The 12,677-nt window shown below is 68.8% G+C and carries 12 protein-coding genes; 6 read left to right on the forward strand and 6 right to left on the reverse strand.

The window, feature by feature from the left end; genetic code table 11:
* Positions 1-50: 50 nt before the first annotated feature.
* From BLW27_RS16375 to BLW27_RS16395, 5 genes are all read right to left on the reverse strand, one after another.
* Complete coding sequence (locus tag BLW27_RS16375; protein WP_089884907.1) at positions 51-1,127, reverse strand: branched-chain amino acid ABC transporter permease; 1,077 nt, start codon at positions 1,125-1,127, stop codon at positions 51-53.
* 139 nt (positions 1,128-1,266) lie between these two features.
* Positions 1,267-2,220 carry a branched-chain amino acid ABC transporter permease gene (locus BLW27_RS16380; protein ID WP_089884910.1) on the reverse strand — a complete coding sequence of 318 codons (954 nt, stop codon included), beginning with the start codon at positions 2,218-2,220 and terminating at the stop codon, positions 1,267-1,269.
* Positions 2,221-2,332: 112 nt separating this feature from the next.
* Positions 2,333-2,704: a hypothetical protein gene (locus tag BLW27_RS16385; RefSeq protein WP_089884912.1), complete on the reverse strand. Its 372-nt coding sequence runs from the start codon at positions 2,702-2,704 to the stop codon at positions 2,333-2,335.
* A gap of 69 nt (positions 2,705-2,773) precedes the next feature.
* Positions 2,774-3,586, reverse strand: coding sequence for an ABC transporter ATP-binding protein (locus BLW27_RS16390; RefSeq protein ID WP_089884914.1), 813 nt, complete (start codon positions 3,584-3,586; stop codon positions 2,774-2,776).
* A 58-nt stretch (positions 3,587-3,644) separates the two neighbouring features.
* A complete protein-coding gene (locus BLW27_RS16395) occupies positions 3,645-5,618 on the reverse strand; it encodes an AMP-binding protein (RefSeq protein WP_245710918.1) in 1,974 nt (657 codons plus the stop codon).
* A gap of 264 nt (positions 5,619-5,882) precedes the next feature.
* On the opposite strand from BLW27_RS16395, the gene BLW27_RS16400 reads away from it, so the two are divergent.
* Together BLW27_RS16400 and BLW27_RS16405 are read left to right on the forward strand one after the other, a co-directional pair.
* On the forward strand, positions 5,883-7,817 hold the full coding sequence (locus BLW27_RS16400; protein ID WP_089884916.1) for a PAS-domain containing protein: 1,935 nt from the start codon (positions 5,883-5,885) through the stop codon (positions 7,815-7,817).
* A gap of 47 nt (positions 7,818-7,864) precedes the next feature.
* Positions 7,865-8,563, forward strand: a complete 699-nt coding sequence (locus BLW27_RS16405) for a response regulator transcription factor (protein ID WP_089884918.1) — start codon at positions 7,865-7,867, stop codon at positions 8,561-8,563.
* A 79-nt stretch (positions 8,564-8,642) separates the two neighbouring features.
* On the opposite strand, the gene BLW27_RS16410 is transcribed toward BLW27_RS16405, so the two are convergent.
* Positions 8,643-9,854, reverse strand: coding sequence for a hydantoinase/carbamoylase family amidase (locus tag BLW27_RS16410; RefSeq protein ID WP_089885018.1), 1,212 nt, complete (start codon positions 9,852-9,854; stop codon positions 8,643-8,645).
* A gap of 103 nt (positions 9,855-9,957) precedes the next feature.
* Here BLW27_RS16410 and BLW27_RS16415 point away from each other — a divergent pair, with 103 nt between their 5' ends.
* From BLW27_RS16415 to BLW27_RS16430, 4 genes are all read left to right on the forward strand, one after another.
* Positions 9,958-10,824, forward strand: coding sequence for a branched-chain amino acid aminotransferase (locus BLW27_RS16415; RefSeq protein WP_089884920.1), 867 nt, complete (start codon positions 9,958-9,960; stop codon positions 10,822-10,824).
* 82 nt (positions 10,825-10,906) lie between these two features.
* On the forward strand, positions 10,907-11,362 hold the full coding sequence (locus tag BLW27_RS16420; RefSeq protein WP_089884921.1) for a universal stress protein: 456 nt from the start codon (positions 10,907-10,909) through the stop codon (positions 11,360-11,362).
* 161 nt (positions 11,363-11,523) lie between these two features.
* The gene (locus BLW27_RS16425; protein ID WP_089884923.1) at positions 11,524-12,027 is read left to right on the forward strand and encodes a ClbS/DfsB family four-helix bundle protein; all 504 of its coding nucleotides are present in this window, start codon (positions 11,524-11,526) and stop codon (positions 12,025-12,027) included.
* 77 nt (positions 12,028-12,104) lie between these two features.
* Positions 12,105-12,668, forward strand: a complete 564-nt coding sequence (locus BLW27_RS16430) for a NifU family protein (RefSeq protein WP_089884925.1) — start codon at positions 12,105-12,107, stop codon at positions 12,666-12,668.
* The last annotated feature ends 9 nt before the right edge of the window (positions 12,669-12,677 follow it).

Genomic DNA, 12,677 nt, shown 5'->3' on the forward strand with positions numbered 1-12,677 from the left:
TGGGTTGAAAAGGCCCCGGTTTTGCCCGGGATCGTGTCCGGCCGGCCCGCCTAGTGCGGGAACGGCCAGATGATGAGTTTCTCGCGGATCAGCGCCCAGAGCCGCGCCAGCCCGTGCGGCTCGACGATCAGGAAGAAGACGATCAGCGCGCCGATGATCATGGTGTTCAGGTGCTCGACCATGGCCGAGCTGATGGGGATTCCCAGCGCGCCGGGCACGAGGTTCAGCACCACCGGCAGCCCGACGATCAGGATCGCGCCCAGGAAGTTGCCCAGGATCGAGCCAAGCCCGCCGATGATGGCGATGAACAGCACCTGGAACGACAGCTGGATGTAGAACACGTTGGGCTCGGCCGCGCCCTTCCACATGAAGACGTACAGCGCGCCCGCCACGCCCACGACGTAGCTGGAGATCGCGAAGGCGGTCAGCTTCGAGGTCATCAGGTTGATGCCGATCAGCTCGGCCGCGATGTCCATGTCGCGGGTGGCCTTCCACGTCCGGCCCAGCGTGCCGCGCGTGAGGTTGATGCACAGCAGCGTCATCACCGTGACGATCCCCAGCACCAGGAAATACTGCACGATCGAATCCGCCTGCGGGCCGGTCACGTAGATGCCGAACATCTGGATATTCGGCACCTGGATCGCGCCGCTGGCGTTGTAGTTGTAAAGCCAGGCCCATTTCTCGAACAGCCAGGTCAGGAAGAACTGCGCGGCCAACGTGGCGATGGCCAGGTAGAACCCCTTGATGCGCAAGGAGGGGATGCCGAACGCCACGCCCACACCGGCGCTGAAGAAGCCCGACAGCAGGATCGCCACGACCGGGTTCATCCACGGGAACAGCGTGACCATCTTATAGCAGGCATAGGCGCCCACGCCCATGAACGCGCCGGTGCCCAGCGAAAGCTGCCCGGCATAGCCCGTCAGGATGTTCAGCCCCAGCGCCGCCAGCGCGTAGATCAGCACCGGGATCAGCATCGTCTGGAAGGCGAACTCGGACGCGGTGAAGGGGAAGATCACCCAGGCGAAGGCCAGGATGACCCCCAGCAGGATCGCGTCCTGCCGGACCGGGAACAGTGCCTGGTCGGCCTTGTAGCTGGTCTTGAACTGTCCTGCGGTGCGGTAAAGCATGCCCGTCTCTCTTCCCTGTCACCCCGGCTGTCGTCCCGGGTCCGGGCGTGACGCCCGGCTGTCTCTTCTCAAGTCGCCGCCGCGCGGCTTTCCTGCCCGTCCGGATCCCCGCCGAGGGCCTGAGCCCCCGGCGGGCCGCCTAGACCCGTTCGATGATCCTTTCCCCGAACAGTCCCTGCGGCCGGAACAGCAGCACGATCAGCGCCAGCACGAAGGCGAACCAGGCCTCGGTGTTGCCGCCCAGCAGCGGCTGGCCCCAGTAGATCTCGAAGATCTTCTCGAGCACGCCGATCATCAGCCCGCCGACGATGGCGCCGGTGATCGATTCCAGCCCGCCCAGCATCAGCACCGGCAGCGCCTTGTAGGCGATGACTTCCAGCGCGAAGGAAACCCCTGCCCGCGCACCCCAGGCGATGCCCGTGACCAGCGCGATGATGCCCGCGATGAACCAGACCAGCACCCAGATCGTCTGAAGCGAGATCCCCACCGACAGCGCCGCCTGGTGATCGTCGCCAAGTGCGCGGATCGCTCGGCCCATGCGCGTGTAGTTCAGGAAGGCCAGCAATGCGCCGACCAATGCCACCGCGACCAGCACCACGGTAATGTCCAGGTGCTGCAGGATCAGCAGGCCGCCGAAGGGCTCCAGCACGGTGTCGCCTGTGGGAATGCCCAGTTCGCCGGTGATCATCACCTTGTTCTCGCCGCCGAAGATCGTCTCGCCGAGGCCGATCAGGAACAGCGTGATGCCGATCGTGGCCATGAACAGGATGATGTCGGGCTGGCCCACCAGCGGACGCAGCACGACGCGCTCGATCGTCACCGCAAGCACGAACATCACCGCCAGCGTCGCCGCCACCGCGATCCAGGCCGGCAGGCCCATCGCGTGCAGCCCGACCAGCGTCAGCGCCGCGAAGACCACCATGATGCCCTGCGCGAAGTTCAGGATCCGGCTCGATCGGAAGATCAGCACGAAGCCCAGCGCGATCAGCGCATAGAGCACGCCCGAGACCAGCCCCTCCCACAGCACCTGCATCAGGAAATCCGGCGCCTCGACCATGTCCACGAAGGGGGTGATGAAGATGTCTCTCAGCATGTCCGTCCTCTCGGGCAGCCGCGCGTTTGCGCGCGGTCGGTATGGCGCATGAAAACACCCCGGCGCCGCGGCGTGCCGGGGTGTGCGTGTGCTGTAATGTATGGGGGGCGACTCAGCCGCGTGCGCCGGGCTCCGGGCAATGGCAATCCGCCAGCAGCGCGTTGGCCTTCTCCGACCGGGTGCCGGCAGGGACCATTTCCAGCGCCGCGCGCGCCGCGGACAGGCCGCGCTCCAGGTCCTTTGCCACGAAGGTCGGCCGCGAACCGCCCTCGGCCGCGCCCGGGCCGCGCGCATCGCGCGACGCCCGCGCCGCCTGCGAGAACGCCTGCAGCGCCGCCTCGCGCTCCATCTTCAGCATCTCGTCCAGATCGTCCGGCCCGAACATCGCCACCGCCGACGCGGTATAGTCGTCCAGCCCCCGGTCCTCGCCGAGAACCTCCGCGAGACGCTTCTTGGTCCAGGTCATGTCGCTCATGTCTGCCATGGTCGGTCTCCTTGCTGTGCAGGCGACCAACGCACACGGCGCGGCAGGGTTCGACGCGGTCGAGGCGCATCAGTGCGGCACCCCCAGATAGGCGTCGATGACGTCCTGGTTGCTGCGCACCTCGTCGGGCGAGCCGTCGCCGATCTTGCGCCCGTAATCCATCACCACCACCCGGTCGGACAGGTCCATGACCACGCCCATGTCGTGCTCGATCAGGCAGATCGTCGTGCCGAACTCGTCGTTCACGTCCAGGATGAAGCGGCTCATGTCCTCCTTCTCCTCGACGTTCATGCCGGCCATCGGCTCGTCGAGCAGCAGGATCGACGGCTCGGCCGCCAGCGCGCGGGCCAGTTCGACCCGCTTCTTGAGGCCGTAGGGCAGACGGCCCACCGGCGTCTTGCGGATGTTCTGGATCTCGAGGAAGTCGATCACCCGCTCGACCTTCTCGCGGTTCTCCATCTCCTCGTCGCGCGCGCTTCCCCACCAGATCGCCTGGCTGAGGATGCCCGCGTTCATGTGCGTCAGCCGCCCGGTCATGACGTTGTCGAGCACCGTCATTCCCTCGAACAGCGCGATGTTCTGGAACGTGCGCGCCACGCCCATGCGGGCGACCTCGTAGGGCTTCATCTTCGGGCGCTGCTCGCCCTTGTACCACACGGAACCCTCGGTCGGCGTATAGAAGCCGCTGATGACGTTGAGCATCGACGACTTGCCCGCCCCGTTCGGCCCGATGATGGCGCGGATCTCGCCCTCGCGGATGTCGAAGCTGATGTCGTTGATCGCCGTCACCCCGCCGAACTTGAGCGTGATGTTGCGCAGCTCCATCAGCACCCCGCCGATCTGCCGGCCGTCCGCGGTGACGTATCCTTCGGTGTCTTTCATGCGATCCTCTCTGCGGGATGGCGGGCGGGGCGATGCGCGTCAGCGCGAGCGGCGAACGTCATTCCGCCGCCACCTGCGGCTGCGCCACCGGGAAGACGCGCGCGTCGCGGATCTCCAGCGTCGCCTTGATCTTGCCCTTGCGGCCGTCCTCGTAGGTCACTTCCGTCTCGGTGTAGACGCTGTCCGACCCGTCGTAGAGCGCGTTCACCAGGTCCTCGAACTTCTCGCCGATCACCTTGCGGCGCACCTTGCGGGTGCGCGTCAGTTCGCCGTCGTCGGCGTCCAGTTCCTTGTGCAGCACCAGGAAGCGATGCACCTGGCAGCCCGAGAGCATCTCGTCGCGCGCGATGCTCTCGTTGGTCTCCTCGACGTGGCGCTGGATCATGTCCAGCACCTGGGGGTGCCCGGCCAGTTCCTGGTAGGACGAATAGGCGATATTGTGGCGCTCGGCCCAGTTGCCCACCGCCGACAGGTCGATGTTGATGAAGGCGCAGCACTTCTCGCGGCTGGCGCCGAACACCACCACCTCGAGGATGTTGGGATAGAACTTCAGCTTGTTCTCGACGTACTTGGGCGCGAACATGCCGCCATCGGCCATTTTTCCGACGTCCTTGGCGCGGTCGATGATCCGCAGATGGCCGCTGCTTTCCTCGATGAAGCCCGCATCGCCGGTGGCGACCCAGCCCTCGGGGTCCTTGGTCTCGGCGGTGCTTTCGGGGTTCTTGTAGTATTCCACGAAGGTGCCGGGGCTGCGGTAGTAGACCTCGCCGTTGTCGCCGATGCGCAGCTCGACGCCCGGCGCCGGCACGCCCACCGTGTCGCTACGCACCTCGCCGTCGGGCTGGATCGTGATGAACACGGTCGCCTCGGTCTGGCCGTAGAGCTGCTTGAGGTTGATCCCCAGCGCGCGGAAGAAATCGAAGATCTCGGGGCCGATCGCCTCGCCTGCGGTATAGCCGACGCGGATCCGGGAAAAGCCCATCGCGTTCTTCAGCGGCCCGTAGACCAGCACCTCGCCCAGGCGGTACTTCACCCGGTCCCAGGTGCCGACGGGCTTGCCGTCCAGGATGCGCGGGCCGACGCGGCGGGCATGGTCCATGAAGTAATGGAACATCCGCCGCTTGAGCGGGCTGGCATCCTCCATCCGGATCATGATCTGCGTGAGCTGCGTCTCGAAAACCCTTGGCGGGGCAAAATAATATGTCGGTGCGATCTCGCGAAGGTCGGTCAGCAGCGTCTCGGCGGATTCGGGGCAGTTGACGCAGAACCCGGTCCAGTAGGCCTGCCCGATCGAGAAGATGAAGTCGCCGACCCAAGCCATTGGAAGATAGGCAAGAACCTCGTCGTCGCGCCGCAGGTTGTCGAACTCGGACGACGCCTTGCCCGACTCGATGATGTTGCGGTTCGACAGCACCACGCCCTTGGGCTTGCCCGTGGTGCCGCTGGTGTACAGCATCACGCAGGTATCGTCGTAGCCCAGGCCCCCGCGCCGGCGCTCGAGCTCGGGCAGCAGCCTGTCGCGCGCCGCGCGCCCCTCGCCCTGCACGGACGAGAAGAGGTGCAGCTTGCTGTGGTCGTATTTCCGCAGGCCGCGCGGATCGACATAGATCATCTGCTCGAACCGGCTCAGCCGGTCCTGCACCTCGATCACCTTGTCGACCTGCTCCTGGTCGGCCACCACGGCGAAACGCGCGCCGCAATGATCCAGCACATAGGCCATCTCCTCGGCGTTGGCGTCCTGGTACAGCGGCACCGGAATCGCGCCGCACATCTGTGCCGCGACCATCGCCCAGTAGAGCGTGGGCCGGTTGCGCCCGATCACCGCGACCGAGTCGCCCTCGGCCACGCCCAGGGTCAGCAGACCCAGGGCGAACGCCTCGATCTCCTCCTCGGTCTCGGCCCAGCTCCAGGTCTGCCAGATGCCGAATTCCTTTTCCCGGTAGGCCGGGCTGTCGCCGAATTCGCGCGCATTGCGCGCCAGCAGCGCGGGGATCGAACGCGATCCCTCCGCGCCCTCGGTGAGATGCGCCAAGTCTTCTCCTCCCATCATGCCGGTTTGCCCGGCACAGTCCGGTCCCCTCCGAACCGGCGGCCGCTTGTGACGCGGCCTTGGTCGTCCATTCAGACAGGGGTCACGCTGCCGGTCAACTTTTTCCTGATGTTTGCGGAATCCTTGCGAATTGTAACAGGCGTGCTGCCCCGGCGGCAGCTTCCCGGCGACCGAAGCGCGGCGCTTGGCGCGGCCCCGCACCCGGTGTAGCCACACGGTATGGCATCGGGGCGGGGAGGATCGCGCATGGCCAGCACGCACGCGCTCATGCAGGCCGGGCTGAACCTGATCCAGCAGGCCATCTCGATCTACGACAGCGATCTGCGGCTGGCGGCCTGCAACGCCCGCTTCGCCGAGCTGTTCGACCTGCCCGCGGCCCTCACCCGCCCCGGCGCGCGCTTCCGCGACACGGTGCGCCACCTGGCCGAGCGCGGCGAATACGGCCCCGTCGACGACCTCGAGTCGTTCGTCGACACCCGCGTCGAACAGGCCCGCGCGTTCGAACCGCATTACATGGAGCGTCCCCGCGCCAACGGCCGCTTCATCAGCGTCGAGGGCGCGCCGCTGCCGCAGGGCGGTTGGGTCACCGTCTACACCGACATCACCGCCGTGAAGGCGCAGGAAAGCCTGCTGCGCACGCGCTCGGAACTGCTGTCGGAAGAGGTGCTGAAACGCTCCGAGCAGCTCTCGCAGACCAACCGCGAACTGGCCGCCACGATCACCGCGCTGGAGGAGGCCCGCCGCGAGCTGACCGAGATGGAGGCCCGCACCCGCACCACGACCGAGATGATGCCCGCCCACATCGCCCGCCTCGACGCGGCCGGGCGCTACACTTTTTCCAACAAGCGGCTGTCGGCGGTCCTGCCCGGCCGGCCCTCGGACATCCTCGGGATGACGATGGAAGAGGCGCTCGGCCCGCAGGCCTTCGCCCGGGTCGAGCCGCATCTGCGCGCCGCCTACGAGGGACGGCAAAGCATCTTCGAATTCACCGACGCGCTCTCCTCGCGCCGCATCCGGGGCGCCTTCACCCCCGACCCGCTGGAACGCGGCGTCTACATCCTGTCGCAGGACGTGACCGAGGAAACCCAGGCCCGCGCCGCGCTGCAACAGACACGGCGGCGCGAACTCGCCGCCCAGCTGACCAGCGGCCTTGCGCACGATTTCTCGAACCTGCTGACGATCATCATGGGCATGCAGTCCAAGCTCGCCCGCCTCGATCTGCCGCCCGAGGCCGATCCGCTGGTCGCCGCCACCATGCAGGCGGCGCGGCGCGGCGGCACGCTTCTGTCGCGCATCGCGGGCGTCACCAGCCACCGCGCCTGGCGCCCCGAGCCCGTCGTCCCGGCCGAGCTTCTGGACGAGCTCGCCACGCTGGCGCGCCCCTCGCTGCCCGGCACGATCACGCTCGACGTGACCTGCACGCTCGAGGGCGCTCTGATGCTCGACGCGGGGATGTTGCAGGATTCGCTGCTCAACCTCGTGCTCAACGCCCGCGACGCCTGCGGCGCCCAGGGCGACACCGACGGCCACGGCGAGAACAGCGCCGGGGGCCGCATCACGATCGAGGCCGGCGAGCGGCAGGGCATCTGGTTCGAGATCATCGTCTCCGACACCGGCCCCGGCTTCACCGACGAGGCGCTGGCCCGCGGGCGCGACCCGTTCTTCACCACCAAGGGGGGCGAAGGCTCGGGGCTCGGGCTGGCGATGGTCTACGACATGACCAAGCTCGCCGGCGGCGACCTGCGGCTGGCCAACACCGACGCGGGCGCGCAAGTCACGCTGCGCCTGCCCCTGCGCCGGGCCGAGACGGTGGCACGCGCCGGCCTCGTCCTGCTGGTCGAGGACGCGCCGGAACTGCGCGAAAGTGTGCGCGAGATGCTGACAGGCATGGGCTTTTCCGTGGTCGAGGCCGCATCCGTAGCCGAGGCGATCCTGCTGGCCGAGGGCCTGCCCGACATCGCGCTGGTGCTGTCCGACATCGCCCTCGAAGGCGACCGGCCCGGTGCCGCCCTGCCCGACCTGCTGCCCGGCCACGACGTGCGGCTGATGACCTCGCTGCCGCCCGGCGACTCGCTGCGCAGGCGCGCGCAGGCCCGCGCGCCGGTCATCGCCAAGCCGTTCACGGCCGCCGACCTCGCGCGCTTTCTCGGCGTCCCCGCGTCGGGCGCGGAGGACGCCTGACTGCGCGGCCGCTTTCCCGCGCCCCGCGCTTGCGCTAAGTCCGTCGCATGAGCGCCCTGGTCTCCATCCTCGACGACGAACCGGCGATCCGGTCCATGCTGGCCGACGCCCTGGCCGAGGCCGGCTTCCGCACCATGACCTTCGGCCGCGCGACCGAATTCGAGGCCGCCTTGCGCCGCACGGTTCCCGACGTCTGCCTCGTCGACCTGGGCCTGCCCGACCGCGACGGCCTCAGCCTCGTGCACCGGCTCGCGCTGGAAAAGGGCGCGACGGTCATCATCATCTCGGGGCGCGCGCAGGTGCAGGACCGCGTGACCGGGCTGGAACTGGGCGCCGACGACTACATCATCAAGCCCTTCGATCCCGCCGAGGTTGTCGCCCGCATCCGCGCCCGCCTGCGCACCCAGGCGCGCCCGCAAAGCCACGGAGACCTCGCGCGCTTCAACGGCTGGACCGCGCATTTCGACCGCTACGCCCTGGTCGACGAACAAGGCGCCGAGACGCCCTTCAGCCATGCCGAGGGCGCTGTGCTGCGGCTGTTCCTCGAAAGCCCGAAACGCCTGATCAGCCGCGCGCACATGCAGGAATCCCTGGGCGGCGGCGCGGGCGAAAGCTTCGACCGGGCGATGGACGTGCGGATCTCGCGCCTGCGCACGAAGCTTCGCGAGGACCCGAAGAACCCGCGCCTGATCAAGACGATCTACGGCGCCGGCTACATCTTCCTGGGCGACGTCACCTGGGAGTGAGCGAGCCGCGGGCTCTGCCCGCGTCCGCGCAGCGGATTCCCCCGGCATACTTTTCGGACGAAAGAAGCCGCGGCTGGCGTCAGGGCGCGGCGGCGGCCGCGGCGTGGGCCAGCGCGCGCAACCCGGTGACCAGGTCCGCCTCGGCGGTGTCTTCCTCGAAGGCGTGGCTGATGCCGCCGATCGAGGGCACGAACAGCATCGCCGACGGCATCAGCCGCGCCACGTTGCTGGCATCGTGCAGCGCGCCAGACGGCATCTCGCGCCAGCGTCCCGGCGCCATGGCCTCGGCCGCGTCGCGCAGCGCCGCGCGCAGGCCCGCATCCATCGCCACCGGCTCGATCCCCAGCATCGGCCCGAAGCCGACCTCCAGCCCGCGCGCCTCGGCGACCTCGGCGGCGGTGTCGCGGATGATCGTCTCCATCCGCTTCAGCCGGTCGGGATCGCCGTCGCGCCACTGCATCGAGAACCGCGCGCGGCCCGGCACGATGCTGGAGGCGTCGGGGTGCAGCGCCACGTGGCCGATCGTCCAGACCGTCGCCGGGGTGACCACGTTGGCGAAGCGCTCGTTCAGCGTGGCGTTGAACGCCGACAGCGCCTGGAACGCGTCGCGGCGCAAGTGCATGGGCGTGGTGCCCGCGTGGTTCTGCTGGCCGTCGAAGGTGATGACCATGTCGCGGATGCCGACGATCGCCTCGACCACGCCCAGCGCCTCGGTCGTGCCGTCCAGCACCGGGCCCTGCTCGATATGCATCTCCAGGAACCCGGTGAAGCGGCCCGGATCGACCGGAGCGCCCAGCCGGTCGCCCATCACGGCGCGGGCGTCGCCCAGTGTGACGCCCGAATGGTCGGTCAGCGCATCGGCCTCGGCCTGCGCCAGCAGCCCGGCCCAGGCCGCACTGCCCGTCGTGACGCCAAAGCGCCCCTCCTCGTCCTGAAACGAGACGCAGGACACCGCCGGGCCTCCCGCCTCGCGCGCGGCGCGAGCGATCTCCAGCCCCGCGACCGCGCCCAGCGCGCCGTCCAGCCAGCCGCCTTCGGGCTGCGTGTCGGTGTGCGACCCCACCAGCAAGGATTGCCCCTCGGCCAGCCCGAACAGGTTGCCCATCGGATCGAACCGCGGCTCCAGCCCCGCGTTGCGGATGCGGGCGGCGAACCAGTCGCGCGCCTCGATGTCGGCGGGGGAATAGGCGGGGCGTACGACGCCCTTGCCCACGCCCGACGCACCGATGGCGCGCAGCGCGTGCAGGTCTGCCAGGAAGCGGTCGGGGTTCACGGGGATGTCGTTCGTCATGTCTGGACCTTCGCGCATCACCGGGCGTCCCGCAAGCGCCGCCCGGTCTGGACCTTCGCCGCGCACCCGCCTAGCGTGCGCCGCGACACGAGAAGGGGAAGACATGGCCACCGGACGCAACATCCGCACCTATTTCGACGGCACCTGGCACGACGGCGACGCGATGGTCATGCGCGCCAGCGACCACGGCGCCTGGCTGGGGTCGAGCGTCTTCGACGGCGCCCGCCACGTGGACGGAATGGCCCCCGACCTGCGCGCCCATTGCGACCGGGTGAACCGTTCGGCCCGCGCGCTGATGCTGAAGCCGACGGTAGATACGGACGCGATGGTCGAGATCGTGCGCGAGGGACTGGCCGCCTACCCGAAGGAGACGCCGCTCTACATCCGGCCCATGTACTGGGCGCTGGACGGCGATGCCGCCGTCATCGCCCCCTCGCCCGAGCGCACGGGATTCGCCGTCGCGCTCGAGGAAATCCCCATGCCCGCGCCCGACGCCACGGTCACGCTGGGGCGCACCCGCTTCCGCCGCCCCGTGCTTGAAGACGCGGTGGTCGACGCCAAGGCGGGCTGCCTCTACCCCAACAACGCGCGGATGCTGGCCGACGTGCGGTCGCGCGGCTTCGGCAACGCGCTGGTGGCCGACGCGATGGGCAACGTCGCCGAATCCGCCACGTCGAACGTGTTCATGGTCAAGGACGGCACGGTCTTCACGCCGATCCCCAACGGCACGTTCCTCGCCGGCATCACCCGCGCGCGCCACATCGCCAACCTGCGCGCCGACGGCATGGAGGTGGTCGAGACCGTGCTGTCCTTCGCCGATTTCGACGACGCCGACGAGGTCTTCCTGTCCGGCAACCTGGCCAAGGTCACGCCCGTCACGGGGTTCGAGGACATCCCGTACCAGGTCGGCCCGGTGACGCGCCGCGCGCGCGAGCTTTACTGGGACTGGGCCCGCTCGGGCACCGCCTGATCGCGTTCGCCCCATCGGCGCGCGCTTGCCAGCGCGCGGCCCGCGCGCCATGCTGCGCGACGGGAGCGGGGAGACCGTAACGATGCGCAAGTTTCTGGTGGTGCTGGACGACAGCCGCGAATGCCTCAACGCGATGCGCTTCGCGGCGATGCGCGCGAACAAGACCGGCGGCGGCGTCGCCGTGCTGTCGGTGATCGCGCCGGAAGATTTCAACCACTGGATCGGCGTCGGCGAGGTCATGCGCGAAGAGGCCCGCGAGCGCATCCAGGCGCATTTCGAGGTCTATGCCAAGTGGATGCGCGACCGCCAGAACGTCGACCCCGAGCTGGTCATCCGCGAGGGCGAGCAGGTGCCCCAGATCATCGCGCAGGTGCGCGAGGACCCCGAGATCGGCGTGCTGGTGCTCGGCGCCGCCTCCGAGGGCAAGGGCCCCGGCCCGCTGGTGTCGCAACTGACCAAGACCGCCGGGACGCTGCCCATCCCGATCACCATCGTGCCCGGCGACTTGTCGAAGGAGCGGCTCGAGGCCATTACCTGAGCGACCACCGGACCGGCGCGCATGTCCGCCGCGCCCTTGGCGGGCCTGCCCGGGAACCGCTCGCCATCCGCCGGGCCCTGCCGGAATCGCCGCCGGCTTGATCTGGCGCAAGGTGTCTTCGCGCGGCTCCGCCTAGCCTGGACCGCGAAAGGAACCCCGCCATGCCCGCCGCAACGAGCAAATCCGATCTGCGCGACACAATCGCGCGCGAGTTCGACAAGCTCGACGCGCTGCTCGACCGGGTGCCGGCAGAGGCGCGGCTCGCCCCCGATCCCGAGGCGGACGGCATGACGCCGAAGGATGTCGTCGGACACCGCGCCGCCTGGATCGACCTTTTTCTCGGCTGGTACGCGCAGGGCCAGGCCGGCGCGAAGGTGGCGATTCCCGCACCCGGCTACAAGTGGAACGAACTGAAACGATTCAACGCGGATCTGCGCGCGGCGCAGGCGGACATGACCTGGGACGAGGCGCGCGCGCTTCTGCGTGACAACCACGCGCGGCTCATGGCCTTCATCGACGCGCACGACGACGCGACCCTCTACGGCGGCCCCATGCAGGGCGGCGGGAACGACTGGACCCCGGGGCGCTGGGCCGAGGCGGCGGGGCCATCCCATTACCGCTCGGCGGCGAAGTACATCCGCGCGCGGCTCCGGGCGCCCGCGTGAAACTTTAGAATCGTTCCAAACCTTGACGCGGGCCGGCGCCGGGCGCATATAGGGCGCAGCCAAAAGGAACGTCCGCCATGTTCATCCAGACCGAATCCACGCCGAACCCGGCGACACTGAAATTCCTGCCCGGCCAGACCGTGCTGGAGATGGGCACCGCCGATTTCCCCGCGCCCGAAGCGGCCGAAGCCTCGCCGCTGGCGCAGCGACTCTTCGGGGTCGAGGGCGTGACCGGCGTGTTCTTCGGCACCGACTTCGTGACCGTGACCAAGGCCGACGGCACCGATTGGGATCACGTCAAGCCGGCGATCCTCGGCGCCATCATGGAGCATTTCCAGTCCGGCCAGCCGGTGATGAGCGACGGCGCCACCCAAGGCGGCGGCCATGCCGAGCACACCGGCGAGGACGGCGAGATCGTCGGCCAGATCAAGGAACTGCTCGACAGTCGGGTCCGTCCGGCAGTGGCGCAGGACGGCGGCGACATTACCTTCCACGGCTTCGACCGCGGGGTCGTCTACCTGCACATGCAGGGCGCCTGCGCGGGATGCCCGTCCTCGACCCTGACGCTGAAGATGGGCATCGAGAACCTGCTGCGCCACTACATTCCCGAAGTGACCGAGGTCCGGCCCGTCGCCGTCTGAGCGACGCGC

This window comes from Citreimonas salinaria (genome assembly GCF_900107235.1).
Lineage (GTDB): Bacteria > Pseudomonadota > Alphaproteobacteria > Rhodobacterales > Rhodobacteraceae > Citreimonas > Citreimonas salinaria.

What these genes read in the sequence shown, in the direction of transcription:
- BLW27_RS16415 (WP_089884920.1), top strand. Translation starts at nt 9,958, where the DNA reads ATGGCCACCGGACGCAACATCCGCACCTATTTCGACGGCACCTGGCAC.
- BLW27_RS16425 (WP_089884923.1), top strand. Translation starts at nt 11,524, where the DNA reads ATGCCCGCCGCAACGAGCAAATCCGATCTGCGCGACACAATCGCGCGC.
- BLW27_RS16400 (WP_089884916.1), top strand. Translation starts at nt 5,883, where the DNA reads ATGGCCAGCACGCACGCGCTCATGCAGGCCGGGCTGAACCTGATCCAG.
- BLW27_RS16430 (WP_089884925.1), top strand. Translation starts at nt 12,105, where the DNA reads ATGTTCATCCAGACCGAATCCACGCCGAACCCGGCGACACTGAAATTC.
- BLW27_RS16405 (WP_089884918.1), top strand. Translation starts at nt 7,865, where the DNA reads ATGAGCGCCCTGGTCTCCATCCTCGACGACGAACCGGCGATCCGGTCC.
- BLW27_RS16380 (WP_089884910.1), bottom strand. Translation starts at nt 2,220, where the DNA reads ATGCTGAGAGACATCTTCATCACCCCCTTCGTGGACATGGTCGAGGCG.
- BLW27_RS16420 (WP_089884921.1), top strand. Translation starts at nt 10,907, where the DNA reads ATGCGCAAGTTTCTGGTGGTGCTGGACGACAGCCGCGAATGCCTCAAC.
- BLW27_RS16375 (WP_089884907.1), bottom strand. Translation starts at nt 1,127, where the DNA reads ATGCTTTACCGCACCGCAGGACAGTTCAAGACCAGCTACAAGGCCGAC.
- BLW27_RS16385 (WP_089884912.1), bottom strand. Translation starts at nt 2,704, where the DNA reads ATGGCAGACATGAGCGACATGACCTGGACCAAGAAGCGTCTCGCGGAG.
- BLW27_RS16390 (WP_089884914.1), bottom strand. Translation starts at nt 3,586, where the DNA reads ATGAAAGACACCGAAGGATACGTCACCGCGGACGGCCGGCAGATCGGC.
- BLW27_RS16410 (WP_089885018.1), bottom strand. Translation starts at nt 9,854, where the DNA reads ATGACGAACGACATCCCCGTGAACCCCGACCGCTTCCTGGCAGACCTG.